This window comes from Streptomyces sp. NPDC057565, assembly GCF_042801455.1.
Taxonomy (GTDB): domain Bacteria; phylum Actinomycetota; class Actinomycetes; order Streptomycetales; family Streptomycetaceae; genus Streptomyces; species Streptomyces yanii.
On sequence record NZ_JBHVFU010000037.1, the window covers coordinates 54977 to 72916 of the forward strand.

A 17940-nucleotide genomic window follows, 5' to 3' on the forward strand; every position below is an offset into this window, starting at 1 on the left:
TGAGAACCGATCTCCTCACCCCGGACGAAAGTGAGCGACGCTCTTCATGGCACATCCCCGCTGGCACCACATCCTCATGGAGTCCCAGCGTCACGCCCTCAAGGCGCTCGACGAGTGGAACAACTCCAGCGGCGACTACAGCGACTTCCTCACCCACATGCACAAGGCCTGGCACTACCTGCTCCACGCGGAATTCCACAAGGCCAACATCGACTACCACTACCGGGACCCCAAGACGGGCCGCCACCAGATGATCGACGGTGAACCCAAGGCATGGGATCTCGAGAAGTGTCTGAAGGAGCGCTTTCCCAATAGCGGCGACACGGTGCGCCTCAACGCGGAGCTCTTCGTCGCCCTGCGCAACAAGGTGGAACACCGCTACGAGCACAACCTGAGGATCGTCACGGGCGGCAGGGCGCAGGCCTATGTGATCAACTACGAGCAGGAGATGACCGGTTACTTCGGCGGCTACAGCCTCGCCGACCGGCTCCGCTTCCCGCTCTCCGTCCAGGCGCTGACCGCGGACGGATACGAGGAGATGCGGAAGGCCGCCAGGGAGCTGCCCAGGAAGCCCCGTGACCTGGTGGCCAGGTACGAGGCGGGCATCGATCCGTCCGTCCTCGACGACCCCAGGTACGACTACCGCGTACGGCTGGTGCCTATCACCGGCTCCAAGACGGACGCCGACCTGGCGGTCAACTTCGTCAAACTCGACGACCTGAGCGACGACGAGCGACGCACCATGGTCGAGGCTGGGCGGGATGGTTCCGTCATCACCAGGGACCGCCATGTCGAAGTGTCGGATCTGGACAGGATGCGCCCGGCGCAGGTCGCTGCCCGGGTCGAGGACCAGCTGCCGTTCCGGTTCAGCGTATACAACGAGCACGTGACGATGTGGAAGCGGCTGAGGGTCCGTCCGGCCAAGGGTTCCGGCGATCCGTATGCCACCAACGCCAGGTACTGCACGTACAACGAAGCCTTCAACGAATACGTCTACACCCAGGCATGGATAAAGAAGATCCTCAAGGAGATCGGGACGGTCGAGAAGTACCGCGCGTTTTTCGGCAGGGAGCCGCGGATGAAGACGGGGGCCGCCGCGTCGAAGTGGGCGGCGTAGAGGGCGTCGCGTGCCGAGGAGGTCGGACGGGTGGCACAGCACACGCCGGGGCCGATCGTCGACAGGGGTGCGGGCGACAAGTGTCGCAGTAGTTCGGCAGCAGCACAGTTGACGGTCCCCCACATCTTGCTCACATCATCTACACATGTAGCCTCTCCTTGTAGGGCGCATCGATTGGTACGCCTGGGTGATCGCGGTGGATGCTGCGATTGCTGCGGGTGCATCGCCCTTAGTGAAGCTCTGGCCATGTCTTCCGGGTGGTTGTGCGAGCGCTGCAATGGACGCTTGTGGAAACGGTGAGGGATGGGTGGGACGTCTCTGCGTATTGCGCGCCGTTAGGTTGCGCCGGGTAGAGGCAGTCGGTAGTGGCCCGTTGGTAGAGGCGAATTTACGGTGACGCGGAAGACCGTTCCATACCGGGTGATTTCACAAATAGGGCGTTGGAACCTCTCTTTTGGGGACAGAGTGGACCATTCTTATCAGGCGTGGCAGGAAGTGCTGGCCGAAGAGTTTTTCGGACGGCAGCACGTCGGCCACCCGACGCTGTTCTACGTCGACGACGACGTGGAGCAGCAACTCAGGCACGGATACGGCATAGAGGAGCCCCTCGCCCAGTGCGTGGGCAAGTACCTGCGGCTGGGGACCGCGGAACCGTACAGCGCGCTGGAGGACTACCGCTGGCGCAAGCGGCAGCAGGACAAGGACGGCGTGCCCGCCTTCCTGCCGCTGCTGGCCTGCTCGGTGATGGCCGCATCCAGGATGGTGAACGACCGGAACCACCGGGGTACCGCCTACCACGCCCGCTTCTCCGAGCTTCTGACCGGCGACGAGAAGCAACTGGGCAGCCACCGCTACGAGCCCATCTCCCGCATGTGGCAGGTGCTGGCTTCCTGGCAGCACAGCCAGAAGGGCGCGCGGGGCCTCTGCACCATTCCCGCCCCCGCCGACCTGCCCTCCAACCGCAGCATGATCGGGTTCGCCCAGTCCCAGGCGCTCCTCAGCGGCGCGGACCGGTCCTTCATGCCGAAGTTCTTCCGGTCGTTGCGGGAGTACGGCACGACCTGGCCGCTGCCGGGGGAGACGCTTCTGGCCCAGATCGAGATCCGGGGCATGGAGCAGCACTTCTCCAAAGGCTTCCGCAACGTTCTGCAGGAGGAGGAGTTCCGCCCCTTCCTCGCAAAGCTGATCGGCAACTACGCCGCTTCCTGGGACGGTTCGGACGAGCTGGTGCCCAGCGGTGTCACCCGAGCCGAACTCCTGGTGCGGCTGGACGCAGGGCGTCTCAGCTGGGTGGCGCGCCTGCGGTCCGCGGAGCAGAAGAAGCGCATCGAGCTCACGGACGGGGTCGTTCTCGAGCAGCTTGGTGACACCGCCTACTACGAGGTGACGGGCCTGTCCGCCCCGAGCGCGGACACCCTCGCCAGGGGCATCCGCCGCGACGGGCACAACCTGGTGCTCAGCCGCCCCTCCTCCTCCGTCCTGGTGCTCGCACGGGACGACGCGCTCGGCGTCTGGGCCGGCACCGACGGCTTTCGCCCAGGAGAGGCACACGTAGTGCTCGCCGCCCCGACCGCGCAGCGAGACGTGCAGCGGCTGCTGGACAAGGCCGCGACCACGGGCCGGAGCGCCGATACCAGCAAGCTGGCCTGGGTGCCACAGGGCTGGTCCATGCACAAGCCTGTCACCTTCGACGACGCCGTCACCCTGCGCCGGGCGCTCCAGGAGGTCCAGGGCGCGGTCAGCCTCCTGCAGCCCCCGGCCCAGTTCAAGCTCCGCCTCGAGGGCGGACTGAAGCTTGCGCCTTCGCTCGATTCCCACTTGTATCTGCGGGGAGGCGAGCCCCAAGTGGTCCTCCCTGACGCCACGGAGGGCACGGGCACCCTCCTGATCGACGGAAAGGAGCGGTCCGAGCTCAGGGAGGCGATCGCCACAGGCCGCCCCGTCCCCCTGACCGTGCTCCGCCTGGGGCCGGGCCGGCACACGGTGAGCTACGCAGGCGTGGAGATCGACTTCGCCACCGCGGACCATGCCGTCGTCGAGCCGAAGATGACCAAGGTCTGCGGTTTCACCGTCGTGGACGGCAAGGCCTTGGAGTCACCCTCCCTTCTCGTCGAGCAGACCCTTCCGACCGGCATCACCGGCGCCGACTGCACGAGCGCCACCACTCAGGACGCGGCAGCCGTCATGGAGCTGTGCCGTCGAGACGCGGACGAGGTGCTGTTCGCGGCGGCCGACGGACGGCTGTGGACGTTGGAGGCCCCTGAGCAACCGGGCTGGTGGACGGAACGTCTCCCCGACACCCCCGCCCCGCTCCGCTTCGAGGCCGACTTCCACGGCATCGGCGGCTGGCTCCTGGAGCGCCGGAGCGGACGCTGGAAGGGCCGCCCGGTGAACTCCGGAACGCCGAAGCCGAAGAACGCTGGCAACCTGCGGGCATGGGCCCGTGCCGTCCTCAACGCCCAGCAGGCGTCCGTCGAGTCCTCGTGGGCCGCGTACGTGCAGGCAGCGAAGGAGCTGGACCGATGACGGGACCGATGAGCAACAACGAGTTCGGCGGAATCCTCCTGCGCTGGCTGAGCGAGAGCCGCAGCGGCAAGGCGTCCGCACTGCGCGACGGGGTCCGCAGCCAGGCTCAGGCATGGGGCCTGGAGCTGAAGGAGTACGCCGGCTGGGACTGGATGCGCAAGGCCGCGGCCCTCGGCTTCATCGACGTGGACCTGCGCGCCGACCGATGGTCGGTGGCCCCGCCGGTGCTGACCAAGCTGCCCCACGCCGACGGCCTCGCGGTGCTGACCGGAGCGCGCACCGAGCAGATCAGCAAGCGCGTCGAGGAGGCGGCACAGGAGTGGATGGAGCTGATCACCGTCCCTCACACGCCGGAGGCCGGTGAGGCCCCGCTGCCCGACACCCTCCTGTTCCAGTACGAGGACCCGCTGACCCTGCAGGAAGCCGTGGAGCTCCTCGGGGCCCGCTACGTTCCCTGCGCCGCCCTGCAGTTGACGGAACTGCTTCCGCAGGCGGCGCCGGGCCCCGAGTCGGCACCGCCCGGTGGGAGCACCGCCAACACGCTGGAGAAGTACGAGCTGCGCCTCCAGCGGTTCGTCCCCGTGGAAAGGGACGACGAGGACGGGCTGTACCGGTGGCGCGGAGCCGACTACGCGCGCTTGACCCGCGTCCGACGCAACGGCATCTTCCATACAGTCGAACGCGAGACGGGCATCTACCTGGAACTCGCCCGTCACCGCGTCGGCGCGATGCGCTGGCGGCCGGAATCCGGCAAGGGCCGTGCGGGCATCGGCCGACTCTTCGTCGACCGGTATGCCCCCCTGCCCGCCCTGCACGAGCGCGCGGCCGTCCTGTGTAGCGGCTTCCCGCCCTCGGTGGGCAAGCAGACGCAGACCCGCGCCTACGACAACGTGCCGAGGGCGCTCGCCGAGGCGATCGCGGCCTCGCTGCAGCAGAACCTGGAGACCGTGCCGCGACCGGTGGCGGCCACCGGCGGGAGGACCAAGTGAGCGTCGAACAGCAGACGGCGGCAGTGGCGAACGCTGATGTCCAGGATGTCATGGGCACTTTCGACGACCTGCGCAGCGCACTCTTCCGCTACTACGACACCCCCTTCGGCGTCGATGACCGTTCCGTCATGGAGGAACGGCGCAATCTCCTGGACCGGGACAACGGGGCCTGGCGCGACCCGCTGATCGAACTGCGCCCGCGGTACGCCTCCCGGGGCGTCGGCATCGCGGAGTCCTTCGCCGAAGCGGGGGCGCACCCCGACGCGGCCGAGTTCGCCCGCTTCACGCTCCCCGACGGCGTGACCAGCCTCTTCCAGCATCAGCACGACGCCCTGGTCGCCGCCTGTGAGGGCAAGGACTTCGTGGTCACCGCAGGCACCGGTTCCGGCAAGACGGAGTCCTTCCTGCTGCCCGTCCTCGCCGACCTGGTCGCCGAGTCCGCCCACTGGCCGGGCACCCGTGCGATGCAGCGGGAATGGTGGCGGGAAGACGGCGACTACGTGCCCAGCCGTCAGAGCGAGCAGGGGCACCCTGCCGCGATGCGCGTGCTGATCCTCTACCCCACCAACGCCCTCGCCGACGACCAACTGGTCCGGCTCCGGAAGTCGCTGGACAGTCGTGAAGCCCACGCGTGGCTGGACCGCAAGCGCAACGGACACCGCTTCTACTTCGGCCGCTACACCGGAGCCACCCCCGTCTCCGGCAGCCGCGATTCCGAGCCGGCGAACTTCCGTCTCCGGCAGTACTTGCGGGAGGTCCAGGAACGGCAACGCAAGGCCGGCGAGAAGCTCGACGAGGAGCTGCGGCCCTTCATCCCGCGCCTCGGCGGAGCGGAGATGCACGCCCGCTGGGACATGCAGGCCGCTCCGCCGGACATCATGGTCACCAACTACTCGATGCTGAACATCATGCTGCTTCGCAAGCAGGAGGAGCACGTCTTCAGCGCCACGAGGAAGTGGCTGGAGGAGACCCCGGACGCCCGCTTCACCCTGATCCTCGACGAGCTCCACATGTACCGCGGCACGGCCGGCACCGAGGTGGCCTACCTGCTGCGCAACCTCCGCCACCGTCTCGGTCTCGACAAGAGCCCCGAGAAGTTCCGTGTACTCGCCGCGTCCGCCTCTCTGGAGGCCGGCCGGGACGACGAGTTCCTCGACGGGTTCTTCGCCCTGCCCAGCTCCCGGCGCGTGATCATCCCCGGGAAATCGAACGATATCCACGGCGAGGGCGGACTGGCCGCCCACGCCGAACGCCTCGCGAAGGCCGCGAAGGCCCCTGTCACCCAGGACGAAGCCGTCGCCCTGGCCCGGGAGACCGGTCTTGGCCCGGCGCTCCAGCGCGCACTCACCCCAGATGGCAAGCCTCGTGCTCTGCCCGCCCCCGCACTGGCGAAGAACCTCTTCCCGGACGTCTCCGAGGAAGGGCGCCAGGAGTCACTTCACGGCGTGCTGCGCGTACTCGGCTCCGCCCAGGACCCCGAACTTCCCCAGCTCCGCGCCCACTTCTTCTTCCGGAACATCGAGGGCATCTGGGCCTGCTCCGACCCGAACTGCCCCGACATCCCCGTGGAACACAGCCCCGAACGGCAGGTCGGTCGGCTCTTCGCCGATCCCACGTCCCGCTGCACCTGCGGTGCCCGCGTACTGGAGCTCCTCTCCTGCCAGGCCTGCGGCGACCTCATGCTCGGCGGGTACGCCAGCCCCAAGGACACCCAGCGGCGCAAGTTCACCGGTGCCCTCCACACCGACTTCCCGGACCTGGACCTACTCCCCGACGAAGCCAGCGGCGCACCCACCGCGGCGAACTACGTCGTGTACTGGCCGCGTACCAAGGGCCTCGGCCTCGACGGCCCCGACTGGCACGCGGGCCTGTCCGACGGCGGGCCGCAGGTTGAGTTCGAGTTCCGCCGCAGCGCCTACCAGCCCGCCACCGGCCGTCTGGAGAACCGGGACGTGCAGCACTCCGGATGGTCCTTCCACATCTCCGTGCCCCTGGACAAGGAAGGCAAGAAGCCTGCCTACGACCCAGCCCGGCTGCAGGCTTTCCCCACTCGCTGCCCCGCCTGCGGCGACGACTGGGAGATCAAGCACGACCGGGACGGCCGTTTCATCCCGCTGGAATCTCCTGACCGGCTGCGCAACGCGCCGGTCCGGCGGATGCGCACCGGTTTCTACAAGATCAACCAGGTGCTGGTGACCGAAGCCCTCGGCCACCTCCCCGACGGCAGGCGCAAGGCGATCGCCTTCTCCGACAGCCGTGACGACGCCTCCGAACTCGCCAGTGGCCTTGCCCTCCGCCACCACCAGGACCTTCTCCGCCTGCTCAGCGCCCAGGCCGTCGAGAACCAGGGCAATCCGTTCGGAGACCTTCGGATGGTGAAGGCCTACTACGCCGGGGAGTCGGTCGATCGTGCGGGCGCCCGTGCCGCGATGGAACGGCTGCGGGACCGCAATCCGGCGGACTGGGGGCGCCTGAAGGCGATCCTTACCGACGACCTCGACGCCGAACCGGAACTCCTGCCCGACCTGGAGCGGAAGTTCTCCGAACTGCCCTCGCTGGACGACCTCGCCTCCGACCTCGAAGGCATGCTGCTGAAGTACGGCACCAACCCCGCCGGTCCCGCGGCCTCGCTCCAGCAGACCTCGGCCGGACAGCCCTGGACCGCGCTCTATAACTGGGAGCGGGACCGGGAAGCGGTGGTGGAGACTCAGGCTCAGGAGGAACTGCTCAACCGCATCCGCTCCCGTCTCCGCCTCGAGACCGTCGGTAGTCTGTTCTCTGGTGGCGGCCGTGACTTCGAATCGCTCGGACTCGGCTGGCTCTGCCTGCGCGACGACCGCTCGCCTCTGGAGATCGGTCTGGACAGCGATCAGGCCGTGGCGCGTGCCAGTCTGCGTATTCTCGGCCTGATGCGGCGCTTCGCCCGGATACGTGCCTCTCTGCAGAGGCCGCCTGCGCCTCTGAAGCGTTTCTGGAAGCAGGTCGCCGAACGCCAGGGCACCGATGTGCAGACGGTTGAGGACCGGGTCCTCGGCGTCTGGAAGGACGCCGTGGTCGACTACGTCATCACGCCGGAGAATGTGGCGCTCCGCCCCGGCGCGAACAAGACCTGGACATGCCGTTCCTGCCACCGGCCGCATCTTCACCCGGGCACGGGGCTGTGCACCAAGTGCCTGACCCCGCTGCCCGCCGTGCCCCAGCAGTACAGCGGAGTCCTCGAAGGCGACTACTACGCGTGGAAGGCCGCCCACCGCACCGGTGACTTCCCCCTGCGCACTGCGGAACTAACCGGCCAGACGGACCGGTTGGAGGCCCAGCGTCGGCAGAGTCTCTTCCAGGACGTCTTCCTCGGCGACAACGACGTCCCGCAGGCGGACAGCCTGGAACTGCTCTCCGTGACCACGACCATGGAAGCCGGTGTCGACATCGGCCCCCTCAACACCGTGATCATGGCCAACATGCCGCCCACCCGTTTCAACTACCAGCAGCGGGTGGGGCGCGCCGGCCGACGCAACAGCCCGGTCGCCGTGGCCCTCACCGTCTGCCGCGGCCGCAGTCACGACGAGCACTACTTCGCCCGCCCGGAAGCCATCACCAACGACCCGACTCCGCCGCCCTACCTGGTCCTCGGCATGGTCTCCGTCTTCCGGCGGGTTCTGCTGGGAGAGGTCCTGCGCCAGGCCTTCGAGCCCCTGCAGCCGGAGGGCCGCCGGAAGGGACCGGGCATGACGACCAACGTCCACGGACAGTTCGGCCTCGCCGCCGACTGGCCGACGCATCGCGATGCCGTCCGCTGCTGGATCGCCGGGCACCCGGACCGCGTCAGAGCCGCTGCCGCCGCCCTCCAGTCGGGAACAGCGGAGAATATCGCCGCCATCGAGCCGGTGGCCGCCATCGACGAACTCCTCGGACAGGTCGACGAGGTGGCAGCCCGGACGGTCGGCCACTCCGACCTCAGCCAGCGTCTGGCAGAGGCGGGTCTCCTGCCCATGTTCGGCTTCCCGACCCGCTCCCGCCTCCTCTACCGGACCATCCCGCAGAAGACCTTCCCCTGGCCGCCGGCCGACTCCGTCAACCGCGACTTGGCCGTCGCCCTCAGCAAGTTCGCACCGGGCAGCGAAACCCCGCAGGACGGCCGTCTGCTCCGCTCCAGGGGAGTTGTCTCCCTCGTTCCGAGCGGTCGCGGAGTACAGGCCGCCGAGGACCCGTTCGGACCGGAACAGTTGGTCGCCATGTGCCGGATCTGTTCCCACGTGGACCCGCAGACCGTCGTCGACCCGGAAACTGGGAGTGCCGGTACCTGCCCCGCCTGCGGCGCGGAGAGCAAGTACTACAGGGCCGTCCCCTTCCGGGAGCCCGCAGGCTTCCGGGCTGCCCGCGAAGCACGGGACTACGACGGCTACCGGGAGCTCGGCTCCAACGCCACCAGCGCACGGACCGCCACCGACCTGGAGAAGACCGCCCCGCGCATCCACCGTGCCGCCGACGACTGGATGGTCGTCCACACCGGCAGCGGCGACCGCTACATCGTGAACACCAACGCCGGAAAGCTCTTCCGGTTCGCCAAGAACACCGGCCCGTGGGGCGGATACGTTGCTCTGGACCACCCCAAGGCGGAAGCCGACCTGGAGATCGCCCTCGGCGCCACCCAGCACACCGACATGCTCTTCATCGGGGCCAAGGACGCCCTCGACATCAGCCGGGGCCTCCGCTTCGACATATCGAAGTCCCAGCAGATCGACCGCTTCCCCGAGGCCTACCACGGCCGGCGCGCCGCCTGGTACTCGCTGGCTGCCCTGCTGCGCCGCGCCGCCGCCCCGCACCTGGACGTGCAGCCGGAGGAACTCCTCAGTGGCATCCATGGCTCGGATGCCCCAGTGGCCGCTCCCGTCATGGCCTACCTGGCGGACAGCCTCGACAACGGCGCGGGCTTCAGCACCTACCTCGGTTCGGAGGAACACATTGAGGAGTTCCTCCGGGCCGTCGACCGGTACGTCCACGACCTGGAAACCCACCATCATGCGCAGAACTGCCGCAGCTCCTGCTACGCCTGCCTGCGCGACTACTCCAACATGCGCCTCCACCCGTTGTACGACTGGCGGCTCGCGCGCGACCTGACCGACGCCCTGCGCGGCCGGAAACTGCAGATCGATCCGAACGAGCACGCCGTTCTGCTGAAGGGCTGGGCGGACGAGGAGCCCAACGTGAGCCTGAAGGAGACCGCTGCCGGACCGGTGGCGCTCTTCACCTCGGACTTCACCGGCGAGCCCGTCGCGGTCGCTGTCAAGCATCCGCTGGAGTCCGCCACCGAGGAGTGTGGGAACGAACGGCTCCAGGCCCTTCGTCACGAGGTCCGTGCCGGTGGCCTCGCCGCGAGGATCGCCTTCGCCGACTCCTACAGCCTGGACCGGACTCCTGCCGCGGTGATCGAGCAGGTGCGCATCTTCGCGGAGGAGCTTTGATGACGGCAGGAATCCCGCTGGGAGCGGGCCACGACGAGCAGGCCCGGCTGGAGGAGCTGCGGCAGCGCGAGATCGCCCGTCGCCTCGCCCTCCGCCAGGCCCGCGCCCAGGGCCGGACCTTTGGGGAAGCCCCGCAGGGCGCGGAAGCTGTCGGCGGCCCTGCTCCGGTCGTTCCGCCGCAGAAGCAGCCGGAGCCGGAACTGGTCACGCCCCAGCCGGTCCCCGAAGGATTCACCGACCGGCAGGCCTGGGAGCGCGCCCGCTCCTTCGCCGAACTCATGCTGCCCGACGCGCTGATGGCGGAGACCGGGACGCTTTCCGCGCAGAAGCTGGCGCGGGCCGCGGCCGATGCGGCGTCCCAGCAGGACGACCCGGTTCGGGGCGTCTCCCTGCTCGTCATGGCACAGGACCACGGGCTGGGCGTCTTCAACGGCCGGCTCGACGACCGCGCCCGCGCCCTGCTGGAGGACAAGCCGCTGCCGCTCCTGGGGGAGCCGGGCAGCATGTGGCAGATCTACCAGGACGACCGTCGCCTGATGGAGACCAACCTGCCGGCCCCTCGGCAGAGGGCGCTCCTGGCGAAGCTTCCCCGGCCGCTTCTCGACGACTACATCGACGAGGAGTGGATCGGCGCGGTCCCCGAGCGCGACGGCACCTCCCGTGCCGCATACTTCCGCGCCCGCCTGGACCCGGCGTCCCTCACCGACGAGGAGATGGACCTACTGGCCTGGCCTCTGGAACGGGAACGCCGGGAGGCCGGCCCGGGAACGGAACCCGGCGGTGACTGGCCGCAGGACTGGTGCCTGCTGGTGAGGCTGCAGGCCGACGATGCCAAGGCCATCGCCGAGGAGTGGACCGACCTCCTGCCGCCGACGCAGAAGCTCCTCGACGCCCTGCGCGAGGTGCGGCGGACCGGAGAGGTCCCGGACGACCTCGTTGCCGACGAGCGGCTGTGGGTCCTCCTGGAGCGGATCCACCCCAGCGTGCGCAGCGCGAGCAACAAGAAGTTCAACGGCTGGATCGGCGTCCGGACCCTGGTCAGAGCCGTGCGGCAGATGCACCGTACCCTCCTCCGCGGGGACGACGAGACGGCGGAGCAACGGAGGAACGCGGCGCTCGCCATGGCCGCAAGGCTCCGGCATCACTCGCAGCCGGTGCGCTGGGAGGCCCAGAACATCCAGGCCTACCTGCGCGCAGGCCAGGAGACGACGGAGTCGCTCGAACTCCTGGAGCAGGACGCCGAAGGCCGTCCCCCGGTGCGGGACCAGCTCGGCGGAGGTGCCGTAGCCATGCTGCGGAAGAACCGGGGCTTCCTGGAGGACCGGCCCCTCGGAGAACGCGACCAGTCGCTCAACCCTTATCTGGTGCTCGGCGTGCCCGACGGGGCGGACGACTGGAAGAAGGCCTGGCGAGCCCTGAGGAAGGAACTCGACGACAGCGGCCGCGTCCGGATCAACCGCGCCAAGGACATGATCGAGAAGGCCGAGCGGGAGCAGCGGGAAGTACTTTCGTTCGCCGTCCCGCTCGTCCCGCACCGCTGGAAGGACCCGACCGGCACGAGCCACCGGCTGGAACTCCCGCCCGAGCCTGTGCAGAGGCTCACTGAGTTGCCCACGGACAGCGACCGCGAGTGGTCCCGCACCGAGGCGGCCCGAGAAATAATCACCAGGGCGACAGAACGCCTTTCCCCGGCTGCGGAAGACCCTGCAGCCCTTGAAGACCCAGAGAGCAGCACATCGTGAGCAACGGAGCCGGTAAAGGCGACAGTGGTTCTGGCCCCCGTGACGAGTCCTGGCCGATCCGGGGACGCGGGCCGAACAGCGGAAGCGTGCGGAGCCGTGGGGAGCACAGGGCGGCCGAGGCCGCCCCCTGGCGGTTCACCGAGAGCCACATGCCCGAGTTCGCCCCGGGGAGCCTGGACGCCGCTGCGATCCTGAAGTCGGTCAACGAGACGCTCCTGCCCGTGGTGGAGAAGGAGTTGGAGGAGGCGACCGAGAGACTGGGCGCCGCTTTGGCAGACAAAGAGACCGAGTCCGATCTGGTCTCCGCCTTCCGGGCCGAGCTGATGCGTCGAGTGCTTCCCCAGTTCACCGAAGCAGTGCGCAAGGGGGTGCTGGAGAGTATCCGCACACGCCAGATGCACCTGGCCCAGCTGGCTGTGCTGCACCGGCAGGCGCTGGACGCGAAGACCTTGAAGGTGGTGCTGACCCGCCTCGACCACGAGGCGGCGAAGGCGGGCCTGCAGATCGTCGGCGACACCGGCGATCAGTCGCTGTTCAACGTCGTGGAGGACCAGCCCGGCGTGATGAAGACAGGCCCGGTCACCTTTGAGGTCGTCGCGCCCGCATACGTCGACAAGGAGTCGGGGAAGCTGGTCGAACGCGGCTGGCTGAGGGCCGTTGCCAAAATCCCGCCCGCGGAGATGACGCCCGGGCAGAGGCGTAGAGCAATCCATGCCAAGGCTGGGAACAAGCAGCCGGAGAAGGAGGCTCCTGCACCGCAGGAGAGGAAGAGGCACCACCGGGGTCAGCAACCCGAGAAGCAGCAGAACAGAGGCGACGGGGGGCGAAACGGCGGGTCACGTCCCCGCTTTGGAGGTAGTGAGGACCGCCAGATGAAGCAAAGGGGAACGCGATGACCTTCGGAATCGACTTCGGCACCAGCAACTCCGTGGTGGCCCACTGGAACGGGCACACCACCGAAGTGCTGCCGGTCGACGGCGACAACGTGCCCGCCCAGTGGCAGATGTCGGAGTTCGAGCAGCTCTTCCCCTCCGTGCTGTCCGTCCGCGACCTCCAGCGCACCCTCTGCTTCGGCTGGGAGGCCAAGACCGGCACCAGCGAGCCGCTCGACGCCGTGAAGCGCATGCTCGGCACCCGCTCCGGTGCCGAGAAGGACGGCGACACCGACGGCCTCGAGGTCGCAGCCCAGCTCGAGGAACACCGCGTCTGGGTCGGTTCGGAGAAGTTCCACAGCACGGTCGCGGCCGCCTCCCTTTTCAGCCGGATGAAGGAAGGCGTCTCCGCCCAGCTGCTCGACCTCTCCGATGCGGTCGTCACCGTCCCCGCCAATGCCACGGGCGGCGCCCGCTACCGCACCCGTGCCGCGGCAGCGCTCGGCGGCGTCAAGGTCCGGGCCCTGCTCAACGAGCCCACCGCCGCTGCGATCTCGTACGCCCACGACGTCCCGATCCCCGGCCGCTTCCTCGTTTTCGACTGGGGTGGTGGCACCATCGACGTCACCGTCCTCGAATACGACGACGGCCTCTTTGAGGAGCAGACCTCCCGTGGCATCACTGCCCTCGGAGGCCTGGAGTTCGACAATGCGCTGGCCCGGCTGATCCAGCAGAGGATCGGCCTGACCGCGGACCGGCTCACCAAGGCCGAACGACGCCGGTGGCGCCGGTCGGTCGAGCTGACGAAGATCGCCCTGTCCTCCGTGCCGTTGGACGGCACGCTCTTCTTCGACCTTCCGGTGGGTCTCGCCCCCTCGATTTCGAGGCGTGAGGTCAGGATCAGCACGGCCGAGTACACCGAGGCGATCACCCCGCTCATCACCCGTGCCTTGGAGCCGGTCCAGCAGGCCCTGGAAGACCTGGCCATCACCGCCGATGACATCGACTCCGTTCTGATGATCGGCGGCACCTCGCAGATCCCCCAGGTGCGTCACGCCCTGGGCGAGCTCCTCGGCCACGACCGCATCGTCGACAGCGGCCTGTGCCGGCCCATGACCGCCGTCGCCCGAGGCGCGGCCATCTACGCGGCCTCCCTCGACGGCGAACTCGGCGACGACAGAGACTTCTCCTTGGTCACCAGCTACGACCTGGGCACGGCCGTGAGTGCGGGCGAACAGAAGGGCTTCCGCGCCATCATCCGACGCAACGCCACGCTCCCCGCGGAGGGTTCGGCCAACTTCTACCCGGACACGCCGGGCGCTTCCTTCGTGCGCGTGCCGGTGATCGAGGGCGAGGCCGGCTACACGGCGGACAGCGACCGTGCCTTCCCCCTGGCCAACATCGAGGTGCATCTCCCGACCCGCGAACAGGACATCCGCCGGAACAGGATCGAGATCAAGTTCCGCTACAACGAGAGCGGCATCCTGCGATTCACCGCCACCCACGCGGCCACCGGCAAGCAGCTCGCCGAGCGCGAGATCGATTCCTTCGGCCCCGACGGTACCCCGCTGCAGCACGGTCTCGAAGATGAACTGACCCGCCTCTTGGCCCACACTGTCCGCCCGTTCGCCGACGGCTCCGCCAACGTCCAACATCTCTCGGCAGCTGAATCAGCCAACGCCCGCCCAGCACCGATCGACATGTCTGTGCGTGTGGTGGAGGCCGATCCGGCCGTAACGGTCAACGGCGAGCCGCAGGGCGTGGTGACGGGGGGACTCTGATCAGCCACTGGACTCTGGTGGTTAATTTCCGGGTGCGCCAGTAGCTCGCTCCACTCGTACCGCTTCAGAATGGCTTCACAGCCTGTGAGCTGTGGCTTTGCCGGACGGTCAGCTGGCTCGGTGGTACTCATTGATCAGTCCGGCGACGGCTTGCCGGCGTTAGGGCCTGTTCCGGGTTGAGATCACTCGGTGGGGCGGAGGCTGCGGATCCAGATGAGGGAGCCGCGTAGGTGGAGCCCTGCGAGGTAGCTGGCAGAGGTCTTGTCGAAGCGGGTGGCGAGGCCGCGCCAGTCCTTGATCTTGTTGATGCAACGCTCCACGCTGTTGCGTTCCTTGTAAAGATCGGAGTCGTGGCTGACGGGCCGTCCGCCCCGGCTGCCCTTCTTCTTGCGGTTCGCAGCCTGGTCCTTCTTCTCCGGGATGACGGCCTTGATGTTGCGTTTACGCAGGTGGGCGCGGTTGGCGCGGGAAGAATATGCCTTGTCGCCGGCGACGGCGTCCGGGCGGGTGCGGGGGCGGCCGACCGGGCCGCGGACCTTGATGCCGGCCAGGACGGCGGTGAACTGGGGGCTGTCGGCGGACTGCCCCGGGGTGAGGACGAAGGACAGTGGGCGGCAGCGCCGGTCGGCGGAGAGGTGAACCTTTCCGGTCAGCCCGCCACGCGACCGGCCCAGGAGGGCCGCTTTCAGCCGGGCCCGTCGCCGCCGGCGCACTCGCCGACGCTCTTCACGTTCCGGGCCGACGGGTTCGGCGCCCGCCCCCGTCTGCCCTTTTCCTCCCTTGCGCGGGCCCCCCTTTCCTCCTCGGCCGCCTTCTCCAGCGCGGTGAGGACCTCGGCGTCCACGACCATGCCGGCGGCGTCGTGGTGGGCCCGGGCCACGGTGGAGTCCACGCTGACCAGGCTGAGGTCGACCTGTCCGCGCGCGGCGGCCTCGGAGATCACGCCGTCCATCAGGGCTTCGAAGACACCCAGGTCACGCCACTGCAGGAACCGGTGGTAGACCGTCGTCCAGGCGCCGTGGTCGTCGGGCATGTCCCGCCACGGGCTGCCGGTGCGGAACCGCCACACCACCCCTTCGAACTGCTCCCGCAGCCGCTTCGGGTACGGGCCGAACTCGCCTATCGGCAGGAACGGCTCGATCAACGCCCACTCGTCATCCGTCACTTCAGACCGTGTCACACCAGCCTTCTACCAGCACGGAAGGTGACACGGGGCAGAAAACCGAAAATCTAGATCTCAACCCGGAACAGGCCCTAGATCCGGGCTGGTGGCAGGGGGATGACGTTGGCATCGTTCAGCGGTGCGAGTTGGTCGCGACCTTGATACGGCCGATGCCGGTTGAAGTGGCGTGCGTAGTCGTGGAGGACCTTTTCGGCGTGGCCGCGGTCGAAGATCAGGAGCCGGTCGGTGCACTCCTCGCGTGCTGAGCGTACGAACCGCTCGGCGTGGGGATTGCAGTTGGGGGAGCGCGGAGGGATTTTGGTTGATGCCCTCGCTGGCGAAGACGGCGTCGAAGCCGGCGGTGAACTTCGTGTCCCGGTCGCGGATCAGATGAGTGAAGTCTGATGCACGGCGATACCCCCACGAGCTGTTCTCGCGGGCGAGGCGCAGGACCAGGGCGCGGATCGATCGAATGGTGGGTGGGCGTTCGCGTTGCTTCGGGACGCAGGTCGGGGCATGGCGGCGCTTGAGCAGGTTGCGGTGCCAGCGCAGGATCGTGTCTGGGCGTACCAACAGAAGGAGCTGCCAGAGCTGCCGGCGAGGACAGCGCGGTCGGTGTCCTCGAACCTGGGCTTGCCGACCTGGCGAAGTCGTCCTCAACGAACCGGTGTCAAGCTTCGGCACAACCGGGGCGTCGCCCGAGGTCGAGAACGAGCTGACTCACTTGATGTCCCTGCGGGGGGAGCCCCATCGCAGTACCCCGTTGCCCACACACCCGCAGCGGCCCAAGCCCGTCGTCCCCTCGGCGGCAGCAAGCCCGAAGTCCGGCACAGCGTCCCCGGCGGCCCTGGCCCGCCTCGCGGCCACGGTGGACAACCGTCCTCTGGTGGTCGACGGTTCCAACCTTGCCTGGATCTCCAGCGCCAGTCGGGCCGCGGGTGGACGACCGAGTTTCGCCGTCTTGGAACAGGGTGTCGCCGCTCTGCAGCGCCGCTACCCCAACCGGGACGTTCACGTCGTCATCGATGCGACGCTGCGCCACGACGTGGTGGAGAAAGAGCGAGCAGCTGTGCAGGCAGCGATCGATGCCCGCCGAGTAGTACAGCCGCCCGCCGGTACGGAAGGGCGTGGAGACGCGCTCGTCGTCGACATCGCCAATGCCGTGGACGGCGTGATCGTTTCGAATGACAACTTCGCGCCGCTCCAGCCCGCGAACCCGTGGCTACGGACCTTCGGGCGCATGCTCGGCGCGACGCTGTCCCAAGGGGTCTGGGTCTTCAGCTCACGGGTGCCACCGCTCAACAGTGGTGGGCGCTACAAACCGTGAACGCCTGTCCTCAGGTGGCGCTGGTGATCGGCGAAGAAGGGGACCTGGCCACGCCAGTGGCCGGTTCTCTGGTACTACCGACGTATGGGGATTGAGCGGTTCATCGGCATCGACCTCGCCTGGTCGCAGGGCGGAGCACGTACCAAGCCCAACGAGACCGGCGTAGCCGCCATCGACGGTCGCGGCGTGGTGATCGAATGCGGCTGGACCTTCGGGCTCGAAGAAACGATGGCGTGGCTTGCCAAGACAGCCGTTGGCGGATCGGCCCTGGCCTTTGTCGACGCGCCGCTGGTCGTTGACAATCCGGCCGGCCAGCGGCCCTGCGAGCGGGAAGTCGGTCAGCGGTACGGCCGGTGGAAGGTGAGCGCGAACAGCACCAACCAGAGCTCTCCCCGTCGGGCCGGAGTGCTGTTGAGGGCGTTGCTGCAGGAGTCCGGCTGGGCCTACGACGACGGCAGGGGCGGACCGCCGACGGGCGGGAAGGTAGTCTCCGAGTGCTATCCGTATACGACATTGGTCGGCGCGTCCGAGTTGGGCTACGAGCAGGAACGCCCCACCTACAAGCGCCGGCCCGCGCGAGTGCCGACGGCGCAGTGGCGAGCGGTCCGGGCGGAGGAGTGCGACAAGCTGATCGCGCGTATGGCGGGCCTGGCCACCGCCGATCCGCCCCTCCTGCTCTCCTCCCACGTGGTGTCCCGTCGGCTACTCGACGAGCCCTCGCCTCAGCTTGCAGCCGACTACAAGCATCGGGAAGACCTCATTGACGCGCTGCTCTGCGCGTGGACGGCCGCACTGTGGTCCCGGCACGGACTGGCGCGCTGCCAAGTCCTGGGAGCGGACAGCCTCGTACCCCTCGGATCGGCTCCTACCATCATCGCGCCTGCCCGCCCCGAGCAGATGCGTGGCGGGGCGAGCTAAACCGAAGGGAACACAGCCGTTCACCGGGGCGGCGTGCAGGGGGT

The 17940-nt window shown here is 68.4% G+C and carries 10 protein-coding genes and 1 pseudogene; 9 read left to right on the top strand and 2 right to left on the bottom strand.

Features of this window, described 5'->3' with window-relative positions; genetic code table 11:
- The first annotated feature begins 46 nt into the window (after positions 1–46).
- From ACFU8W_RS36965 to ACFU8W_RS36995, 7 genes are all read left to right on the top strand, one after another.
- The gene (locus ACFU8W_RS36965; RefSeq protein ID WP_384047137.1) at positions 47–1117 is read left to right on the top strand and encodes a DUF3644 domain-containing protein; all 1071 of its coding nucleotides are present in this window, start codon (positions 47–49) and stop codon (positions 1115–1117) included.
- Between the two features lie 465 nt (positions 1118–1582).
- The gene (locus tag ACFU8W_RS36970; RefSeq protein ID WP_384047140.1) at positions 1583–3643 is read left to right on the top strand and encodes a hypothetical protein; all 2061 of its coding nucleotides are present in this window, start codon (positions 1583–1585) and stop codon (positions 3641–3643) included.
- Complete coding sequence (locus tag ACFU8W_RS36975) at positions 3640–4632, top strand: hypothetical protein (RefSeq protein WP_384047143.1); 993 nt, start codon at positions 3640–3642, stop codon at positions 4630–4632. Before ACFU8W_RS36970 ends, ACFU8W_RS36975 begins: the two co-directional genes overlap by 4 nt.
- Entirely contained in the window at positions 4629–10094 is a 5466-nt protein-coding gene (locus tag ACFU8W_RS36980) for a DEAD/DEAH box helicase (protein WP_384047146.1), read from the top strand. Before ACFU8W_RS36975 ends, ACFU8W_RS36980 begins: the two co-directional genes overlap by 4 nt.
- Complete coding sequence (locus ACFU8W_RS36985; RefSeq protein ID WP_384047149.1) at positions 10094–11836, top strand: hypothetical protein; 1743 nt, start codon at positions 10094–10096, stop codon at positions 11834–11836. Before ACFU8W_RS36980 ends, ACFU8W_RS36985 begins: the two co-directional genes overlap by 1 nt.
- A gap of 149 nt (positions 11837–11985) precedes the next feature.
- Positions 11986–12732, top strand: a complete 747-nt coding sequence (locus tag ACFU8W_RS36990) for a hypothetical protein (RefSeq protein WP_384047151.1) — start codon at positions 11986–11988, stop codon at positions 12730–12732.
- The gene (locus ACFU8W_RS36995; RefSeq protein ID WP_384047154.1) at positions 12729–14489 is read left to right on the top strand and encodes an Hsp70 family protein; all 1761 of its coding nucleotides are present in this window, start codon (positions 12729–12731) and stop codon (positions 14487–14489) included. The genes ACFU8W_RS36990 and ACFU8W_RS36995 overlap by 4 nt, the downstream gene beginning before the upstream one ends.
- A 182-nt stretch (positions 14490–14671) precedes the next feature.
- Here ACFU8W_RS36995 and ACFU8W_RS37000 read toward each other — a convergent pair.
- Together ACFU8W_RS37000 and ACFU8W_RS37005 are read right to left on the bottom strand one after the other, a co-directional pair.
- Positions 14672–15669: pseudogene (locus ACFU8W_RS37000) on the bottom strand (IS5 family transposase).
- Between the two features lie 74 nt (positions 15670–15743).
- On the bottom strand, positions 15744–15968 hold the full coding sequence (locus ACFU8W_RS37005) for an integrase core domain-containing protein (protein ID WP_384047188.1): 225 nt from the start codon (positions 15966–15968) through the stop codon (positions 15744–15746).
- Positions 15969–16537: 569 nt separating this feature from the next.
- Here ACFU8W_RS37005 and ACFU8W_RS37010 point away from each other — a divergent pair.
- Positions 16538–16978, top strand: coding sequence for a hypothetical protein (locus ACFU8W_RS37010; RefSeq protein ID WP_384047157.1), 441 nt, complete (start codon positions 16538–16540; stop codon positions 16976–16978).
- A gap of 84 nt (positions 16979–17062) precedes the next feature.
- Complete coding sequence (locus tag ACFU8W_RS37015) at positions 17063–17896, top strand: DUF429 domain-containing protein (RefSeq protein ID WP_384047160.1); 834 nt, start codon at positions 17063–17065, stop codon at positions 17894–17896.
- The last annotated feature ends 44 nt before the right edge of the window (positions 17897–17940 follow it).